The sequence below is a fragment of the Mammaliicoccus sp. K-M42 genome, assembly GCF_022386375.1.
GTDB lineage: Bacteria > Bacillota > Bacilli > Staphylococcales > Staphylococcaceae > Mammaliicoccus > Mammaliicoccus fleurettii.
The window spans coordinates 17819-36479 of record NZ_JAJNIS010000021.1; the positions used below are offsets into that span (position 1 = coordinate 17819).

The window sequence follows — 18661 nt, forward strand, 5'->3', positions numbered from 1 at the left end:
CTTGAGAGGCTGAGACAAATTAATTGTCTCAGCCTCTTCTTTTTATTTAAGTATAGTTAGATGAAATAAATCATAAAAATGCTATAATATATACTTAGTATTAATATGGAGGTTACAACATGAAATGTATTGTTGGACTTGGAAATATCGGAAAAAAATATGACCGTACGCGTCACAATATAGGATTTGAAGTAGTTGATGAACTAGTGGAACGTCATCAATTACAAATAGATAAACAAAAATTCAAAGGTGCATATACAATAGGATTAATTAACGGAGAAAAAGTAATGCTTATTGAACCTATGACTTTTATGAATTTATCTGGTGAGGCGGTAAGACCGCTTATGGATTATTACAATATAGATATAGAGGATTTAGTTGTACTATATGATGATATGGACCAATCTCAAGGACATTTGAGATTACGTCAGAAAGGAAGTGCTGGTGGCCATAACGGTATGAAGTCATTAATTCAACATTTAGGAACAGATCGATTTAATAGAATAAGAATTGGAATTGATCGCCCTACAAATGGTATGAGTGTACCTAGTTATGTACTTCAGAAGTTTTCTGATGATGAAATGATTACAATGGAAAAAGTAATTGACCGTGCAGCTGATGCTTGTGAAGCGTTAATTAAAGGCGAAACTTTTCAAAATGTAATGAACCAGTATAATGGTGAAATAAAATGAAACATGTTATGCATGAAATCATACAAGCAGATGAACGTTTTCAAGATTTAGAACAAATTTTTGGAGAAAAAAATATACTTGTTACAGGATTGAACCAATCTAGTAAAGCATTGCTTATATTAGAACAATATATTAAAAGTGATAAACAATTAGTAATAGTTACAAACAACTTGTATCAAGCAGATAAATTAGAAGCGGATATTCTGCAATTACTACCTCCAGAAGAAGTGTTTAAATTCCCTGTACAAGATATTATGATTGAAGCATTTTCTACACAAAGTCCAGACTTAATGAGTGAAAGAATTAGAACATTAACCCAGCTTGCACAAGACAAGAAAGGGTTATTTATCGTACCCATTAATGGACTAAAAAAACAATTAACGCCAAAAAATATTTGGAATGAACATTATAAATCAATTAAAATTGGCGACGAGATCGATTTAGATGATTGGGCTAAACAACTCGTAGATATGGGTTATAAGAGGCAAACATTGGTTTCTGCAATCGGTGAGTTTTCTATTCGTGGTGGTTTAATTGATATTTATCCTGTAACTGGGGATCCAGTTCGTATTGAATTGTTTGATACAGAAGTAGATGGTATGAGACTGTTCGATGTAGAAACACAACGTTCTTTAGATAATATAGAACAAGTAGAAATTACGACTGCAAGTGATTATATCTTCACTAGTGAACAAATCAATCGATTGTCTGAACGAATGGAAGAATCTTATGAAACAACCCGTCAAAAATTACCTACTGAAATACGTCCTGACTTAAAAGATACGTATCAAAATATATTGATGCAAAGTGATGAATTGAAAGATCATCAAATTTTAAGACGTGTTATTGCATTTATGTATGATGAGATAACCACTTTAACGGATTATTTAGCTGATGATGCACGCATTGTTGTAGATGAATATAATCGAATTAAAGAAACTGAGAAATCTCTAGATGTTGAAATTGAAGAGTTTACGCAATCACTAATTGAATCTGGTCAAGGATTTGTAGGTCAACGTTTTATTTCTGAAAATGCATTTACTGATTTGTTAAATCAACATAAAGTTGCCTATTTCACATTATTTACGGCAAGTATGCCAGTAGAAATTGAAGAAATGGTTAAATTTTCGTGTAAACCAGTACAAAGATTTTATGGACAGTATGATATTATGCAATCTGAATTTGATCGATTTATGAAGCAAGGGTTTACTGTTGTCTTGTTGGCTGAATCTGAAACGAGGAAGTCTAAAATTCAAAGTATGCTGACTGATATGAACATACCAACAGTAATCGATAGAGTTACAGAAGTAGGTCAAACAGGACAAGCTGTTGTAACTGACGGTGCTTTATCAGAAGGATTTGAACTACCTTATATGAATTTGGTGGTAGTCACTGAAAAAGAATTGTTCAAAGCTCGCGAACGTAAACAATCTAAGAGAAGACAAAAATTATCTAATGCAGAAAAAATAAAATCTTACCAAGAGCTTAATGTCGGTGATTATGTTGTACATGTTCATCATGGTGTCGGTAAATATTTAGGTGTTGAAACTTTAGAGGTTTCTGGTATACACAAAGACTATATTAAAATTCAATATAAAGGCACAGACCAATTGTTTGTACCTGTAGATCAAATGAATGATGTACAGAAATTCGTAGGTTCAGATGATAAAGAACCGAAAGTTAATAAACTTGGTGGTACTGAGTGGAAAAAAACAAAAGCGAAAGTACAAAAAAATGTTGAAGATATTGCAGATGAATTATTAAAGCTATATCAAGAACGTGAACAAGTTGAAGGATATCAATTTGGGCCAGATACAGAAGAACAAATGACATTTGAAATGGACTTCCCATATGAACCTACGCCTGACCAAGTCACTTCTTTAGAAGAAATCAAAGAAGACATGGAAAAAAGAAGACCAATGGATAGGTTATTATGCGGTGATGTAGGTTATGGTAAGACAGAAGTGGCCATAAGAGCGGCTTTTAAAGCTGTCATGGAAGGAAAGCAAGTTGCTATTTTAGTGCCTACAACTATCCTTGCACAGCAACATTTTGAAACCTTTAGAGAACGAATGCAAGAATATCCAGTTGAAATACAAATGATGAGTAGATTTAGAACGCCAAAACAAGTAAAAGAAACGAAAGCAGGCATTAAATCAGGATTTGTAGATATTGTTGTTGGAACACATAAATTACTAAGTAAAGATGTGGAATATAAAGATTTAGGGTTATTAGTAGTAGATGAAGAGCAAAGATTTGGTGTAAAACATAAAGAACGTATAAAAGCATTAAAAACAAACGTAGATGTACTTACTTTAACTGCAACGCCTATACCAAGAACGCTGCATATGAGTTTATTAGGTGTAAGGGATTTATCAGTTATTGAAACGCCACCCGAAAACAGATTTCCCGTTCAGACATATGTTCTAGAACAAAATATGAGCTTTGTTAAAGAAGCGCTTGAGCGAGAACTTTCACGAGGTGGTCAAGCATTCTACTTATATAACAGAGTGCAGTCTATCTATCAAAAAAGCGAACAATTATCTATGTTAATGCCAAATGCAAGAATTGGTGTTGCACATGGACAAATGTCTGAGCGTGAATTAGAAGAAACGATGCTAAACTTTGTAGATGGTGAATATGATATTCTTGTCACAACGACAATCATTGAAACAGGTGTTGATGTACCAAATGCTAATACATTAATTATTGAAGATGCTAATAGATTTGGTTTAAGTCAGCTGTATCAATTGCGAGGAAGAGTTGGCCGTTCAAGTCGAATAGGATATGCTTACTTTTTACATGAACAAAATAAAGTATTAACAGAAGTTGCAGAACAAAGACTACAAGCAATTAAAGAATTTACTGAATTAGGTTCAGGCTTTAAAATTGCAATGCGTGATTTGAATATTCGTGGTGCTGGTAATCTTTTAGGAAGTCAGCAACATGGATTTATAGATTCTGTAGGTTATGATCTGTATTCTCAAATGTTAGAAGAAGCGGTTAATGTGAAACGAGGTATTGAACCTGAATCTGAAGTGCCGCAATTAGAAGTCGATATTAAAATAGATGCTTATATTCCGGCTGAATATATTAAGAATGAACAAGCTAAAATTGAAATGTATAAAAAGTTAAGATCCATTTCTACACAAGCTCAGCTAGAAGATATACAAGATGAATTATTAGATCGTTTTGGCGAATATCCTATAGAAGTGAAACGACTTTTAGACGTAGTTGAAATTAGGTTGAATGGTATTCACTTCGGTATTACAGAAATTAAAGAAGTGGTTAAAGTAATACAATTGACCGCATCTGAATATACTACAAACCATTTAAAAGGGGATGTGTTATTCAAAGTGACAGAACCTCTAGGTAGAAAGCTTAAAATAGCAGTTGCAGACAATCAAATGGTATTTAAATTGCAAAAAACAAAGCAATGGTTAGATGACTTGAAATTCTTAACTAAAGTGATAAATGAAAGTTTGGTAGATGATGACACAATCTAAACCTATTTTTAATAGTGTATTACTGTTAACAGGTACAATGATAATAGTAAAAATATTAAGTGCGATTTATAGAGTACCTTATCAAAACATTTTAGGTGATGAAGGATTGTATGCTTATCAACAAGTATACCCTCTGGTTGCGATAGTGAGTGTAGTTAGTTTAAACGCCTTACCAAGCGTAATGAGTGGTTGGATGATTAAACGAAACTATAATGAGATAGTTGGGATGTTCTGGTTCATGCAAATGATTTGCATGGTCATCGGTGTTGGCATATTTCTTAGTGCAGAGCTTATTAGCGAATTGATGGGTGATGCGAACTTAACACCTATGATTCGAATGGCAAGTTTAGCGATGTTACCACTCGTTTTTATTTCAATGGTTCGTGGATATTATCAAATGAATCATAATATGAATTATATAGCAGTATCTCAAGTAATTGATCAAGTGCTAAGAGTTGGTATCATACTAATTGCAATCATCATCTTTATAACGATGGATATATCTATTTATCAAGCTGGTACGTTAGCTATTGCTGGATCTGTCTTAGGACTAATTTGCGTTGTTATATATTTCTTGTTTAAAAGAAAACCAAAATTACAGTTTTCCTGGGAAATAAAGATGAAAGATACTAAAAATATCATAACTATGACTATTTTGTATGCAATTTCTTATTTAATACTTATTTTGTGGCAAATTGTTGATTCATTTACGCTCGTCAATTTACTTCAAGACACGGGATATACTTTTCATGAAAGTATAAAAGTAAAAGGTATTTTTGATAGAGGTGCTTCTCTTATACAGATGGGGCTAATAATCACGACAACTTTTAGCTTTGTTCTAATTCCGTTATTAACGGATCAACTGCAAAAGAAAAACAATAAACTTGTAAATGAATATGCTAATACTTCTTTAAAAATAACTGTGCTGTTTAGTATGGCAGCAGCTATTGGTTTAATAAATTTATTACCATTACTTAATACAGTGTTCTTTAAAACAAATGAATTGATAGGGACATTAAGTGTCTTTATGCTTGCTGTTGTATTTGTTACTTTTATCATTATGTATACTGCTTTACTACAAGTGAAGCTAAAAAGAGGCGTATTATTTTCAGCGCTATTAATTGGCCTTATTTCGAAAATAATTGGCAATTATATCTTTGTCTTGAATTTTGGTATATTGGGTGCAAGTTTGTCGACGGTGCTTTCGCTAGCGATATACACGTTAGTCTTGCATGTGTTTGTAATGAAACTTTATCGATTCCAAAGTATGGGATTATTTATATTTAAAGTCATATCTCTTTTAATAATTATGTCAGTAATTGTGCAAACGATATTACTGATACATACTACATCAAGATTAACGAGTCTACTTTTAATGATTTTGGCGGGTATTGTTGGCGTAACTATAGTCATAATAGGTATAATAAAAATGAAAATATTAATAAAAGATGAATGGAAACATTTACCTTTAATGGATAAAATAATAAAGGAGTAATTAAATCATGGCGCAACAAATTATAGTTGTTGGCTTAGGTAATTATAGTATTGATGAATTGCCTATGGGTGTTTATCGCAAGCTTCAGTCTGCTGACACAGTATATGCAAGAACACTGGAACATCCAGTAATAAAAGAATTAACTGATTTAAAGTGGCAAGGTTTTGATAGTGTTTATGAAAAACATGCAGATTTTATAACTGTATATGAAGAAATTGTGGACACTTTAATTAAAAAAGCTGACACTGAAGATGTTATTTATGCCGTACCAGGTGATCCTATGGTGGCAGAAACAACAACTCAACTTCTTATAGAAAGATATCCGGATGTTAAAATTCTTGGTGGTAAAAGCTTTTTAGATGATATGTTTAGAGCTGTTAATATCGATCCAAACGATGGCTTTACTTTATTAGATGGAACTAATTTGGAAGATACTACATTGAATGTGAGAACAAATACGATTATTACGCAAGTTTACGACCAACTTGTAGCTTCTGATATTAAAGTCACTTTAATGGAAAGATATCCTGATGAACATCCAGTGAAGTTAGTATCTAATGCTAGACTTGGTGTGGCGGATGTTATAACTTGTCCTTTATATGAAATGGATCATCACGCTGAACTATCTAACTTAACGAGTTTATTTGTGCCAAAGATTTCAGAACAACAACAAATGTACAATGACTTCCAATATTTAGAACAAACTATCGATACACTTGTATCTGAAGATGGTTGTCCGTGGGATAAAGTACAAACACATGAAACGTTAAAACGTTATATAATTGAAGAATCATTTGAATTGATTGAAGCAATTGACGAAGAAGACATTGATCACATTATAGAAGAACTCGGAGATGTTTTACTGCAAGTCATGTTACACGCTTCTATTGGTAAAAAAGAAGGCTACTTTGACGTTAGAGAAGTTGTACAAGAACTCACTAGTAAAATGATTCGTAGACACCCTCATGTTTTTGGAAATAAAGAAGCAAAGAATATCGAAGATCTTAATCAAATTTGGCAAAGCGAAAAGTTAAAAGAAGGTAAAGTGAAACTAGAAAAACTAGAAAAAATATTTGCTGATTACTTTTTGAAGTTGTATGATAAAACCAAATTAGAGGGTCTTAGTGAAGATGAACTAAAAGAATTTATAAATAAAGGAGACTTAACAATTTGAGATTAGATAAGTATTTAAAAGTATCTCGATTAATTAAACGTCGTACACTTGCAAAAGAAGTCAGTGACCAAGGTAGAGTTAAAGTGAATGGTCAGACTGCTAAAGCAGGGACAACTGTAAGTGTAGAAGACGAATTAGAAATTCGACTTGGAAACAGAATTATTGTAGTTAAAGTAACAGGATTGTCAGAACATGCAAATAAGGAAAATGCTAAGACGATGTTTGAAGTAATCAAAGAAGAAAAAATACAAGATTCTATATAAATAAGGAGGTACGTATATGGCGCAAAAAATTAAAAATCTAGACAATGAATTTACGCAGTCACAAAATAAAAAGAAGAAGACTGTCAATAAAACGCGCCAAGTGGTACGAAAGAGACTGACCTTATTTGGTGGAGTGTTATTGTTAATTATTCTTGTTATGGTTATTATGTTAGTTCTTCAAAAAAATCGTAATGATGAATTAGTGCAAGAACGTAAAGATAAAGCTGTAACTTATGAAAAGTTACAGGATAAGGAAATAGAACTTAAAGAACAAATTAAACGCCTTAATGATAAAGAGTATATTGAGAAGCTTGCAAGAAGTGAATATTTCTTAAGTAATGATGGCGAAATAATATTTAAATTACCAGATGAAAAAAAACAATCGGAAAAAGACAAATAATCTATATATGACGTTGTATAATTTTGCATAGAAGCATATAATAAGGTTAAAGTGAAATTATATCAGGAGGATACAGTAATAATATGTCAATTGAAGTAGGCAATAAAGTCAAAGGGAAAGTTACAGGTATTAAGAATTTTGGTGCATTTGTAGAATTACCTGAAGGTAAAAGTGGCCTTGTGCATATCAGTGAAGTGGCTGATAACTACGTCGAGAACGTGAATGACCATTTAACTGTAGGCGACGAAGTAGAAGTAAAAGTATTAACAGTGGCTGATGATGGTAAAATAAGTTTATCAATTAAAAAGGCTAAAGAACGTCCAAAGCGTCAAGCGCCTAAGAAAGAACCAAAGCCTGAAGACTTTGAGAAGAAATTATCAAACTTTTTGAAAGATAGTGAAGATAAGTTGACGTCTATTAAAAGACAAACTGAATCACGTCGCGGTGGTAAAGGTGCAAAACGATAATTAATTATAATAAAAAGAGGCTAATTAGTTGAGCCTCTTTTTATTTTGAAAAGATCAAGTGAATTTTTGAAATTGAGGTGTGTAACAATGCTCGATATAACTTGGAATAAAAATGATAATTTAGCATTGGCTGTTTCAACAGGAATAGATAGTATGTCACTATTACACATGTTAAATACGACTTATAAACACACATATCATAATTTAATTTGTTTTCATGTTAATCATGGTTTAAGAGAAGCATCGAAAGAAGAAGCAGCATTTATTGAACGTTTTTGTAAAGAACGGGATATTGAAATATATATTAAAACTTTAGATTTAAGCGAAGTTGTGAATCGTGAGAAAAGCATTCAAGATGTATCTAGAAAAATGAGATATGAGTGGTTTGATGAAATGATGAAACAAACTCAGAGCGATGTGTTGTTGACTGCACATCACTTAGACGATCAAAAAGAAACAATTACTTATCGATTGTTTACTGGAAGAATTGGTCGTGCCTCTTTAGGAATTGAGCAAGTTCAAGAAAGAAAAGATTACATCATAAGTAGACCATTTTTAAATTTACGCAAATCATCATTAGTTAAATATCATGAAGAATTTGCATTCCGTTATTTTGAAGATGTTTCTAATAAAGACACTAAATATACACGCAATTATATACGCAACAAAATCTTACCTGTTATTCAACAACGTGAAGAGTTGTCAACAGACCATTTACTCGATTTAAATCAATGGATGAATGATGCAAGAAGTTTAATAGTTGAGCAAGCTATGTTATTTATAAGTACTGAAGTTCAGCAGTTAAATAAAGTTGTGATTAACAGAAATTCATTTAATCGTTTGAATCGCTTAGTTAAGATAGAAGTGTTAGATCAATTGTTAGAATCATATGTACAACAACGTTTCAGTGTTAAAGCATACAAAGAATGGATAGGTATATTTGAGAATTTTGAAAAACAATCTATATTTCATATATCTGATGATTGGCAGTTTATAGTAGCATATGATAAATTATTACTATGTGAAGATATTGAGTTCAATGTAAATTCTAAATTTATAAATCGTAACGAGCAATATGTATTTGGGAATTGGTTAATTGAAGCGAACGACATAGCATCGCCTTTATTTATAAGAAAGAGACTGTCTGGAGATCGTGTTCAGTATTATAACCGGGGAAATAAACATCACAAAAAAGTTAATAGAATCATGATTGATCATAAGATTGACATACATAAGAGAAACAATTGTCCGATTATTTTATATGGTGATGATATTATTGCAATTGGTGACTTTTGGATGGATTCTAACTTTAAAAACGCATTAACTATTACTTATATTGGAGATGACTTTAATGAATGATTCGATTAAGTCTGTTGTTTTATCAGAGGAACAGATTCAAGAAAGATGCAAAACATTAGGAAAGCAAATCACCGAAGATTATAATGGAAAGACACCTATATGTATAGGTATTTTAAAAGGTTCAATCATGTTTATGGCTGACTTAATAAAATGCATTGATACACATGTAGAATTAGATTTTATGGATGTATCTAGTTATCATGGAGGTACTGAATCAACGGGAGAAGTAAAAATATTAAAAGATTTGAGTACTTCAGTAGAAAATAGAGATGTCATCATCATTGAAGATATTCTAGAAACTGGTACGACATTAAATTCGATAGTCGATTTATTAAAATATAGAAATGTTAATTCTATTGAGATTGTAACATTGCTAGATAAACCGATGAAGCGTAAAGTGGATATTGAAGCTAAATATGTTGGGGAAAAAATTCCTGATGAATTTGTAGTAGGATACGGACTTGATTTTGCAGAGAGATATCGTAACTTACCTTATATTGGAACGCTTAAACCTGAAATATATCAATGATGTATATCGTTAAGGTTAATTACTAGCGTAAGAAATTACAAATATGGTAAAATTTTTGTTAGTTTTATTAATTGAGTAGGAGGACAAATTGAATGCAAAAAGCTTTTCGAAATATATTAATGATCGCGCTTTTAGCTATCGTCCTTTTTGGTGTTTTCCAGTTCATTAATGGCAATGGACAATCACCAAAACAGCTTACATATAATGAGTTTATGACGAAGCTTGAAAAAGGCGATTTAAAAACGTTAACTATACAACCTGAACAGAATGTGTATATGGTTAGCGGCGAATTAAAAGATGGTAAAGATGAAACATATACATCTTCAGTTTTGTTTAACAACCAAGATGATTTGAAAAAAATTACTGATACTGCCGAAAAACAAGATGATTTAAAATTTAATGTTAAAGAAGAAGAAAAACAAAGTGTCTTTGTTAGTGTATTAACAACACTTATACCTGTTTTAATTATTGCATTTTTATTCATATTCTTCTTAAGCCAAATGCAAGGCGGCGGCGGTGGCGGCGGCCGAGTAATGAACTTTGGTAAATCAAAAGCTAAACTTTATGATAACCAGAAGAAACGTGTTAGATTCTCTGATGTAGCAGGTGCTGATGAAGAGAAACAAGAATTAGTAGAAATTGTCGATTTCCTTAAAGATAATCGTAAATTCAAAAAAATGGGTGCACGAATTCCAAAAGGTGTTTTACTTGTTGGTCCTCCAGGTACAGGTAAAACATTACTTGCTAGAGCAGTAGCGGGTGAAGCTGGAACACCATTCTTCTCAATAAGTGGTTCTGACTTCGTTGAGATGTTCGTTGGTGTCGGTGCAAGTCGTGTACGTGACTTGTTTGAAAATGCTAAGAAAAATGCCCCATGTATCATCTTTATTGATGAAATTGATGCAGTTGGTCGTCAACGTGGAGCTGGTGTTGGCGGTGGTCACGACGAACGTGAACAAACGCTGAACCAATTATTAGTAGAAATGGATGGATTCGGTGAAAATGAAGGAATCATTATGATTGCTGCAACAAACCGTCCTGACATTTTAGACCCAGCGTTATTACGTCCAGGTCGTTTCGATAGACAAATTCAAGTGGGACGTCCAGATGTTAGAGGACGTGAGGCAGTACTTAAAGTGCATGCTCGTAATAAACCATTAGATGAAACAGTAGACTTAAAAGCAATATCTCAAAGAACACCAGGGTTCTCTGGTGCAGATTTAGAAAACTTATTAAACGAAGCTTCATTAGTAGCAGCTCGTTCTGATAAAACTAAAATTGACATGAGAGATATAGAAGAAGCAACAGATAGAGTTATTGCAGGTCCAGCTAAGAAAACAAGAATGATTTCTGAAAAAGAAAAAAATATTGTTGCTTACCATGAAGCTGGTCATACGATTATCGGTTGTGTACTAGATGAAGCTGAAATGGTTCATAAAGTTACAATTGTGCCACGTGGCCAAGCTGGCGGTTATGCTATGATGCTTCCTAAAGAAGATCGTTACTTTATGACTGAACCAGAACTTTTAGATAAAATCGTTGGTTTACTTGGTGGACGTGTATCTGAAGAAATTAACTTTGGAGAAGCATCAACTGGTGCGCATAACGACTTCCAACGTGCAACTGGTATTGCACGTAAGATGGTTACTGAATATGGTATGAGTAAAAAAATTGGCCCATTACAATTTGGTAGCTCTGATAGTGGACAAGTATTCTTAGGTAAAGATATGCAATCTGAACCAAATTATTCAGATCAAATTGCGTATGAAATTGATTCAGAAATACAACGTATTATTAAAGAACAATACGAACGTTGTAAACAAATTCTAACTGAACACAAATCACAATTAGAATTAATCGCTAAAACTTTATTAGTTGAAGAAACATTAGTGGCTGAACAAATTCAATCATTATTCAAAGAAGGTAAGTTACCAGAAGTTAAATATGATGATTCTCATCTTGAGCAAAAAAATGATTCAGATGAAGACAAATATGAAGGTGACTTAACAAAACAAGAAGGTACATTAGATATTGAAGACAAAGAAGTTGGTAAATCTTATGATGAAGTTAAAGATGAAGTATCTCATGAAGAAACAAATGAAGATACAGATTTAGATGACAAATCAGATGAGCCTGCTCACGAAGAAAAGCCAAATATTGATGACCTAGGTGACAACAAGCCGACAGATCGTAAAGAATAATTTCACAAAGTCCCTTTCAATGCATTGATTGAGAGGGGCTTTTTTTAAAGAAGGAGTATAAATATGACACAAGATTATTTAGTAAGAGGCTTAGCTTTTAATGATGAAGTTAGAGCTTTTGCTGTAAAAACAACAAATACCGTACAAGAGGCACAAACTCGCCATTATACTTGGCCAACAGCTTCTGCTGCATTAGGTAGATCAATGACAGCGGGCGTAATGATGGGTTCAATGTTGAAAAATGAAGAAAAATTAACAATAACTATCGATGGCGGTGGACCAATTGGTAAAATTATGGTCGATGCCAATGGTAAAGGTGAAGTAAGAGGATATGTTCAAAATCCACAAACGCATTTCCCGTTAAATGAACAAGGAAAATTGGATGTGAGACGTGCAGTTGGAACAGAAGGTATGCTAAATGTCGTTAAAGATATTGGATTAAAAGACTACTTTACTGGCTCTACTCCAATTGTCTCTGGAGAATTAGGCGAAGACTTTACTTACTACTTTGTTACAAGTGAACAAGTTCCTTCAGCAGTCGGACTTGGGGTACTAGTTAATCCTGACAATTCTATTAAAGCTGCTGGTGGATTTATTATTCAACTAATGCCTGGAGCATCTGAAGAAACGGTTTCAGCAATTGAAGAAAAAATAAATCAAATGGAACCAGTATCTAAATTAATAGATAGAGGTTTATCACCAGAAGAAATAATTGAAACAGTATTAGGAAAAGAAAATACAAGATTTATTAATAATATGGATGTAGATTTTAAATGTAATTGTTCAAGTGAGAAATTTTTAAATGCTATTAAAGGTCTTGGTGAAGCTGAAATAGATGCAATGATAGAAGAAGACCATGGAGCAGAAGCAGAATGTCATTTCTGTAGAACGAAATATCAATATAGCGAAGATGATTTAATCGCACTTAAAAATGCACTTTAATCTAGTAAATACTTTCACTTTATATGAAGGTTTGTTATAATTAATATATCCGATAAATGAACTAAGGTATAAAATACTGTTTAGGAGTGAAGTATAAATGGCTAAAAGAGTAAATAATATTGTAGAATTAATAGGTGATACGCCTGTAGTTAAATTAAACAATGTCGTTGAAGATGATTCAGCAGATGTTTACGTTAAATTAGAATATCAAAACCCAGGTAGTTCGGTTAAAGATAGAATTGGTTTAGCAATGATAGAAGCTGCTGAAAAAGAAGGAAAAATCAAACCAGGTGACACTATTATTGAACCTACTTCAGGTAATACGGGTATAGGTTTAGCAATGGTTGCAGCTGCTAAAGGTTATAAAGCAGTGTTTGTTATGCCAGATACAATGAGTAGCGAACGTCGTGCATTATTAAAAGCTTACGGTGCTGAATTAGTATTAACACCTGGGGCAGAAGGTATGAAGGGTGCAATTAAAAAAGCTAAAGAACTTAAAGACGAAAAAGGTTACTTTGAACCACAACAATTTGAGAACCCAGCAAATCCTAAAGTCCATGAGTTAACTACTGGTCCTGAAATTGTAGAACAATTTGAAGGCATTCAAGTTGATGCTTTCTTAGCAGGAGTTGGTACTGGAGGAACTTTATCAGGAGCTGGTAAAGTACTGAAAGAAAAATATCCTGAAATACAAATTGTAGCAATTGAGCCAGAAGCTTCAGCAATCTTAAGTGGTGGAAACCCTGGACCTCATAAACTACAAGGTTTAGGTGCTGGATTCGTACCTGACACTTTAAATACTGACGTTTATGACGATGTTATAAAAGTTGGAAACGAAGAAGCAATGGAAATGTCTAGAAAAGTTGCTAAAGAAGAAGGAATTCTTGGCGGTATTTCTTCAGGAGCTGCAATTGTAGCAGCATTGAAAAAAGCTAAAGATTTAGGTAAAGGTAAAACAGTTGTAACAGTATTACCAAGTAATGGTGAACGTTACCTATCTACACCTTTATATGCTTTTGAAGACTAATGATTTAGAATAAAGCATAAGTATTAAGTATCACGTCTGTAATGAAATAACTTATATAAGTTATTTCATTAAGGCGTGATTTTTTAAATTTGTTATAATAAGTACTATCTAAGAAAAAGGAAGGAAGACTACTTTGAATAACACAAAAATCATGGGTATTTTGAACGTTACCCCAGATTCATTTTCAGATGGTGGTTCGTATAATAGTGTTGAAAAGGCGAGAGAACAAGCAGAAAAACTCATTTCAGAGGGTGCTGATATTATAGATATTGGTGGTGTATCTACTAGACCTGGGTATACAGAAGTAAGTTTAGAAGAAGAACTCAACAGAGTAATTCCGGTTATAGAAGCGCTAAGTGACTTAGATGTTCAACTTTCAGTGGATACATATAGAAGTAAAGTTGCTGAAGAGTCATTGAAGAGAGGCGTAACAATGATAAATGATCAGTGGGCCGGTTTATATGACCCTGAAATTTTAAATGTTGTAGCTGAATACAATGCTGAAATTGTACTTATGCATAATGGTGATGGAAAAAGAGAACAGCCTGTTATGGAAGAACTATTACTTTCATTATTAAAACAAGCGAATCAAGCTGAAATTGCTGGTATCCATGGAAAAAATATATGGTTAGATCCAGGGATAGGGTTTGCGAAAACTAGAGAAGAAGAACGTATCGTTATGTCTCGTTTAGATGAATTAGTTGCTACAGGATATAATGTATTACTTGCGACAAGTCGTAAAAGATTAATTAATGATTTATTAGGTGGCAATAGTAGTGTTGACGAGCGTGATGAAGGTACAGCAGCAACAACTGCATATGGTATTGAAAAAGGGGTACATGCAGTTAGAGTACATAATGTGCAAATGAACAAAAGAATTGCCCAGACGATTGATACTTTAAAGGAGATTCGAATTAATGGATAGAATTATATTAAAAGGTATGTCTTTTTATGGATATCATGGCGCGTTCGAAGCGGAAAATGAATTAGGACAAATATTTTTAGTGGACTTAGAACTATTTTTAGATTTATCCGAAGCTGGTGAAACTGACGACCTTGAAAAGACTGTTCATTACGGAGAAGTGTTTGAATTAGTTAAAGAAATTATGGAAGGTAAACCCGTACAATTAATTGAACATCTCGCAGAACATATTGCAAAACAAGTCTTTTCGCACTATAATCGAGTATTGGAAACCAAAGTTAAGATTACTAAAAATAATCCGCCGATACCTGGTCATTATGAAGGTGTAGGTATTGAGATAGTGAGGAAGAGATAAATGCACACCGCATATTTAGGTTTAGGAAGTAATATGGGAGATAGAGAACTTCAATTAGAAGAAGCGATTAAATTACTTAATGAAGTTAATGGTATTGAAGTTATCCAGAAATCCCCGATATACGAAACAAAACCAGTAGGATACACAGAACAACCTGATTTTTTGAACATGTGTATTGAAATCTCAACTGAATTGGAATCATCAGAGTTATTAAAAGTTTGTATGATGGTTGAGCAACAGCTCCATCGAGTTAGAGTAGAAAGATGGGGGCCTCGTACAATTGATATAGACATTTTATTATATGATCAATCCGTTATTCAATCACCAGACCTAGAAGTACCACATCCAAGAATGACAGAGAGAGCATTTGTAATGGTACCACTTAACGATATCGCCTCAGATGTTGTTGAACCAATTTCCAAGAAATATATATGGGAACTATTGCTAAACGACGAACAAGTAGTAAAGTATAAGAATGAGGAAAGTTAAAATGTGTGAAAAGCAATTAAACAAACAGAAACAAGAGATGAATTAGTAGATGTTCTTGAACGATTTTTGAAAGTAATGAAAGAATAAGTAGAACTAAGTGCAATTTAAATAAGGAGTGGAATATCATGTCAGAAGAAATGAATGACCAAATGTTGGTTCGTAGAGAAAAATTACAAGAGTTAAGAGATTTAGGAATCGATCCGTTTGGCGAGAAATTTGTTAGAAGCGGTGATTCAGTAACTTTACACGAAGAATGGGATCAGTTTAGTAAAGAAGAGCTTCACGATAAAGAAGAAGGCTCAGCAGTAGCTATAGCAGGTCGTTTAATGACTAAAAGAGGTAAAGGTAAAGCTGGATTTGCTCATGTTAAAGATATTACTGGTCAAATTCAAATTTATGTTCGTAAAGACCAAATAGGTGATGATCAATTTGAAATTTGGAATCATGCAGATTTAGGAGATATAGTAGGTGTAAAAGGTGTGATGTTCAAAACAAACACTGGAGAACTGTCTGTTAAAGCAAAAGAATTTACTGTTTTAACTAAGTCTTTACGTCCTTTACCAGATAAATATCATGGTTTACAAGATATAGAGCAACGTTATCGCCAACGTTATTTAGATTTAATTACTAGTGAAGAATCAACTAAAACATTCATTACAAGAAGTCAAATCATTCAAGAAATGAGAAACTACTTAAACACTAAAGGATTCTTAGAAGTAGAAACACCAATGATGCACCAAATAGCTGGTGGCGCTTCAGCACGACCTTTCGTAACACATCACAACGCTCTAGATGCGACTTTATACATGAGAATTGCTATTGAATTGCACTTGAAACGATTAATTGTTGGTGGCTTAGAGAAAGTATATGAAATTGGTAGAGTATTCCGTAATGAAGGTGTATCTACAAGACATAATCCTGAGTTTACTATGATTGAATTATACGAAGCATATGCAGATTACAATGATATTATGGACCTTACTGAATCAATGGTAGCTTCTATCGCTGAAAAAGTATTAGGATCAACTACTGTTCAATACGGAGAAGAATCGATTGATTTAGCTCCAAAATGGAGAAGATGGCATATGGTTGACGCAGTAAAAGAATATACAGGCGTCGATTTCTATGAAGTTAAGTCTGATGAAGAAGCACATGCACTTGCTAAAGAACATAATATTGAAGTAGAAGGTCGTATGACATATGGTCATATCCTTAATGAATTCTTTGAACAAAGAGTAGAAGAAAAATTAATACAACCTACATTTATTTATGGACATCCTATTGAGATCTCACCATTAGCTAAGAAAAATCCTGAAGATCCAAGATTCACTGATCGTTTTGAATTATTTATTGTAGGACGAGAGCACGCTAATGCATTTACTGAATTAAATGATCCTATTGATCAACGTGAAAGATTTGAAGCTCAAATGAAAGAAAAAGATCAAGGTAATGATGAAGCTCACGAAATGGATGATGATTTCATAGAAGCTTTAGAATATGGTATGCCTCCTACAGGTGGACTAGGTATTGGTATTGATCGTCTTGTTATGTTATTAACAAATTCTGCATCTATAAGAGATGTTTTATTGTTCCCATATATGAGACAAAAATAATGTTTAATAAAAAGGTGTGGTTCAGCATTAAGCTGACCACGCTTTTTTGTTTTAAAAATAATAACTTAAAACGCTGATATGAAAGCTTTCGTAAAAAAAGTTATAATAATTTGATTGAAAGTGTTGACGAAAGGATGGAAATTAGGTATTATATAAAGGTCGCTGAAAACAAGGCGCATATCAATTCGAGATGTTTGTAAAGAAAGTTAATAAGGTGTAAAATTTACTATTGAAAAGCCTTGTCGAGTTCTTTATAATATATAAGGTAAGACAAAAACGAAACAACATTGTCTGGTGGCGATAGCAAAGAGGTCACACCTGTTCCCATGCCGAACACAGAAGTTAAGCTCTTTAGCGCCGATGGTAGTTGGGCTTACGTTCCGCGAGAGTAGGACGCTGCCGGGCAATATTGTTAAATGGAGAATTAGCTCAGCTGGGAGAGCATCTGCCTTACAAGCAGAGGGTCGGCGGTTCGAACCCGTCATTCTCCACCATTTTTGCCGGCCTAGCTCAACTGGTAGAGCAACTGACTTGTAATCAGTAGGTTGGGGGTTCAAGTCCTCTGGCCGGCACCATTTTTTAGAGCCATTAGCTCAGTTGGTAGAGCATCTGACTTTTAATCAGAGGGTCAGAGGTTCGAATCCTCTATGGCTCACCATTATTAATATACAAAAATAATTATTTAGCGGAAGTAGTTCAGCGGTAGAATACAACCTTGCCAAGGTTGGGGTCGCGGGTTCGAATCCCGTCTTCCGCTCCATTATTATTTTTTTGCCGGGGTGGCGGAACTGGCAGACGCACAGGACTTAAAATCCTGCGGTAAGTGATTACCGTACCGGTTCGATTCCGGTCCTCGGCACCATTTTTAGCGCCCGTAGCTCAATTGGATAGAGCGTTTGACTACGGATCAAGAGGCTAGGGGTTCGACTCCTCTCGGGCGCGCCATTTTTAAATAACGGGAAGTAGCTCAGCTTGGTAGAGCACTTGGTTTGGGACCAAGGGGTCGCAGGTTCGAATCCTGTCTTCCCGACTTCTATTAATATCTTGGGGGCTTAGCTCAGATGGGAGAGCGCCTGCTTTGCACGCAGGAGGTCAGCGGTTCGATCCCGCTAGTCTCCACCATTTTTAAAATAGATAATGAACATTGAAAACTGAATGACAATATGTCAACGTTAATTCCAATAATTGAGTACTTATAGTACTTCAAAGAGTGATTGGCTTAACCAA

The 18661-nt window shown here is 33.7% G+C and carries 16 protein-coding genes, 8 tRNA genes and 1 rRNA gene; all 25 read left to right on the forward strand.

The window, feature by feature from the left end; all coding sequences use genetic code 11:
• Positions 1-119 precede the first annotated feature (119 nt).
• Positions 120-692, forward strand: a complete 573-nt coding sequence (pth, locus tag LQ668_RS10105; protein WP_107509486.1) for an aminoacyl-tRNA hydrolase — start codon at positions 120-122, stop codon at positions 690-692.
• The gene (mfd, locus tag LQ668_RS10110) at positions 689-4198 is read left to right on the forward strand and encodes a transcription-repair coupling factor (RefSeq protein ID WP_119634366.1); all 3510 of its coding nucleotides are present in this window, start codon (positions 689-691) and stop codon (positions 4196-4198) included. Before pth ends, mfd begins: the two co-directional genes overlap by 4 nt.
• Positions 4182-5693, forward strand: a complete 1512-nt coding sequence (locus tag LQ668_RS10115) for a polysaccharide biosynthesis protein (RefSeq protein ID WP_239710933.1) — start codon at positions 4182-4184, stop codon at positions 5691-5693. Before mfd ends, LQ668_RS10115 begins: the two co-directional genes overlap by 17 nt.
• A 7-nt stretch (positions 5694-5700) precedes the next feature.
• Positions 5701-6867: a MazG nucleotide pyrophosphohydrolase domain-containing protein gene (locus LQ668_RS10120; RefSeq protein ID WP_107509488.1), complete on the forward strand. Its 1167-nt coding sequence runs from the start codon at positions 5701-5703 to the stop codon at positions 6865-6867.
• A complete protein-coding gene (locus tag LQ668_RS10125) occupies positions 6864-7130 on the forward strand; it encodes an RNA-binding S4 domain-containing protein (RefSeq protein WP_078358369.1) in 267 nt (88 codons plus the stop codon). Before LQ668_RS10120 ends, LQ668_RS10125 begins: the two co-directional genes overlap by 4 nt.
• 16 nt (positions 7131-7146) lie before the next feature.
• Complete coding sequence (locus LQ668_RS10130) at positions 7147-7530, forward strand: FtsB family cell division protein (RefSeq protein WP_078358368.1); 384 nt, start codon at positions 7147-7149, stop codon at positions 7528-7530.
• 83 nt (positions 7531-7613) lie between these two features.
• The gene (locus tag LQ668_RS10135; protein WP_078358367.1) at positions 7614-7997 is read left to right on the forward strand and encodes a S1 domain-containing RNA-binding protein; all 384 of its coding nucleotides are present in this window, start codon (positions 7614-7616) and stop codon (positions 7995-7997) included.
• An 87-nt stretch (positions 7998-8084) separates the two neighbouring features.
• Positions 8085-9356 carry a tRNA lysidine(34) synthetase TilS gene (gene tilS / locus LQ668_RS10140; RefSeq protein ID WP_078358366.1) on the forward strand — a complete coding sequence of 424 codons (1272 nt, stop codon included), beginning with the start codon at positions 8085-8087 and terminating at the stop codon, positions 9354-9356.
• Positions 9349-9885, forward strand: coding sequence for a hypoxanthine phosphoribosyltransferase (hpt, locus tag LQ668_RS10145; protein ID WP_078358365.1), 537 nt, complete (start codon positions 9349-9351; stop codon positions 9883-9885). The genes tilS and hpt overlap by 8 nt, the downstream gene beginning before the upstream one ends.
• A gap of 92 nt (positions 9886-9977) precedes the next feature.
• Positions 9978-12086 carry an ATP-dependent zinc metalloprotease FtsH gene (ftsH, locus tag LQ668_RS10150; RefSeq protein ID WP_107509489.1) on the forward strand — a complete coding sequence of 703 codons (2109 nt, stop codon included), beginning with the start codon at positions 9978-9980 and terminating at the stop codon, positions 12084-12086.
• A gap of 63 nt (positions 12087-12149) precedes the next feature.
• Positions 12150-13028, forward strand: a complete 879-nt coding sequence (hslO, locus tag LQ668_RS10155) for an Hsp33 family molecular chaperone HslO (protein ID WP_078358363.1) — start codon at positions 12150-12152, stop codon at positions 13026-13028.
• A 97-nt stretch (positions 13029-13125) separates the two neighbouring features.
• On the forward strand, positions 13126-14055 hold the full coding sequence (gene cysK, locus LQ668_RS10160; RefSeq protein WP_218703056.1) for a cysteine synthase A: 930 nt from the start codon (positions 13126-13128) through the stop codon (positions 14053-14055).
• Between the two features lie 133 nt (positions 14056-14188).
• Positions 14189-14980 (forward strand): dihydropteroate synthase, encoded by a 792-nt coding sequence (gene folP / locus LQ668_RS10165; protein ID WP_239776014.1) that lies wholly within the window; start codon positions 14189-14191, stop codon positions 14978-14980.
• A complete protein-coding gene (gene folB, locus LQ668_RS10170) occupies positions 14973-15332 on the forward strand; it encodes a dihydroneopterin aldolase (protein ID WP_078358361.1) in 360 nt (119 codons plus the stop codon). Before folP ends, folB begins: the two co-directional genes overlap by 8 nt.
• The gene (folK, locus tag LQ668_RS10175; RefSeq protein ID WP_078358360.1) at positions 15333-15821 is read left to right on the forward strand and encodes a 2-amino-4-hydroxy-6-hydroxymethyldihydropteridine diphosphokinase; all 489 of its coding nucleotides are present in this window, start codon (positions 15333-15335) and stop codon (positions 15819-15821) included.
• Between the two features lie 125 nt (positions 15822-15946).
• On the forward strand, positions 15947-17434 hold the full coding sequence (gene lysS, locus LQ668_RS10180; RefSeq protein ID WP_078358359.1) for a lysine--tRNA ligase: 1488 nt from the start codon (positions 15947-15949) through the stop codon (positions 17432-17434).
• Between the two features lie 290 nt (positions 17435-17724).
• Positions 17725-17839: ribosomal RNA gene (rrf, locus tag LQ668_RS10185) — 5S ribosomal RNA — on the forward strand.
• 13 nt (positions 17840-17852) lie between these two features.
• Positions 17853-17928 (forward strand) — tRNA-Val (locus LQ668_RS10190).
• Between the two features lie 5 nt (positions 17929-17933).
• Positions 17934-18009: transfer RNA gene (locus tag LQ668_RS10195), tRNA-Thr, on the forward strand.
• A gap of 7 nt (positions 18010-18016) precedes the next feature.
• Positions 18017-18092 (forward strand) — tRNA-Lys (locus LQ668_RS10200).
• Positions 18093-18119: 27 nt separating this feature from the next.
• Positions 18120-18194, forward strand: a tRNA-Gly gene (locus LQ668_RS10205).
• A 13-nt stretch (positions 18195-18207) separates the two neighbouring features.
• Positions 18208-18296 (forward strand) — tRNA-Leu (locus LQ668_RS10210).
• A gap of 6 nt (positions 18297-18302) precedes the next feature.
• Positions 18303-18379 (forward strand) — tRNA-Arg (locus LQ668_RS10215).
• An 11-nt stretch (positions 18380-18390) separates the two neighbouring features.
• Positions 18391-18464 (forward strand) — tRNA-Pro (locus LQ668_RS10220).
• 16 nt (positions 18465-18480) lie between these two features.
• Positions 18481-18556: transfer RNA gene (locus LQ668_RS10225), tRNA-Ala, on the forward strand.
• Positions 18557-18661 lie beyond the last annotated feature (105 nt).

Coding starts and splice junctions, on each gene's coding strand:
- LQ668_RS10120 (WP_107509488.1), top strand. CDS start 5,701: ATGGCGCAACAAATTATAGTTGTTGGCTTAGGTAATTATAGTATTGAT.
- cysK (WP_218703056.1), top strand. CDS start 13,126: ATGGCTAAAAGAGTAAATAATATTGTAGAATTAATAGGTGATACGCCT.
- pth (WP_107509486.1), top strand. CDS start 120: ATGAAATGTATTGTTGGACTTGGAAATATCGGAAAAAAATATGACCGT.
- ftsH (WP_107509489.1), top strand. CDS start 9,978: ATGCAAAAAGCTTTTCGAAATATATTAATGATCGCGCTTTTAGCTATC.
- tilS (WP_078358366.1), top strand. CDS start 8,085: ATGCTCGATATAACTTGGAATAAAAATGATAATTTAGCATTGGCTGTT.
- lysS (WP_078358359.1), top strand. CDS start 15,947: ATGTCAGAAGAAATGAATGACCAAATGTTGGTTCGTAGAGAAAAATTA.
- mfd (WP_119634366.1), top strand. CDS start 689: ATGAAACATGTTATGCATGAAATCATACAAGCAGATGAACGTTTTCAA.
- folB (WP_078358361.1), top strand. CDS start 14,973: ATGGATAGAATTATATTAAAAGGTATGTCTTTTTATGGATATCATGGC.
- folK (WP_078358360.1), top strand. CDS start 15,333: ATGCACACCGCATATTTAGGTTTAGGAAGTAATATGGGAGATAGAGAA.
- LQ668_RS10135 (WP_078358367.1), top strand. CDS start 7,614: ATGTCAATTGAAGTAGGCAATAAAGTCAAAGGGAAAGTTACAGGTATT.
- hslO (WP_078358363.1), top strand. CDS start 12,150: ATGACACAAGATTATTTAGTAAGAGGCTTAGCTTTTAATGATGAAGTT.
- hpt (WP_078358365.1), top strand. CDS start 9,349: ATGAATGATTCGATTAAGTCTGTTGTTTTATCAGAGGAACAGATTCAA.
- LQ668_RS10115 (WP_239710933.1), top strand. CDS start 4,182: ATGATGACACAATCTAAACCTATTTTTAATAGTGTATTACTGTTAACA.
- LQ668_RS10130 (WP_078358368.1), top strand. CDS start 7,147: ATGGCGCAAAAAATTAAAAATCTAGACAATGAATTTACGCAGTCACAA.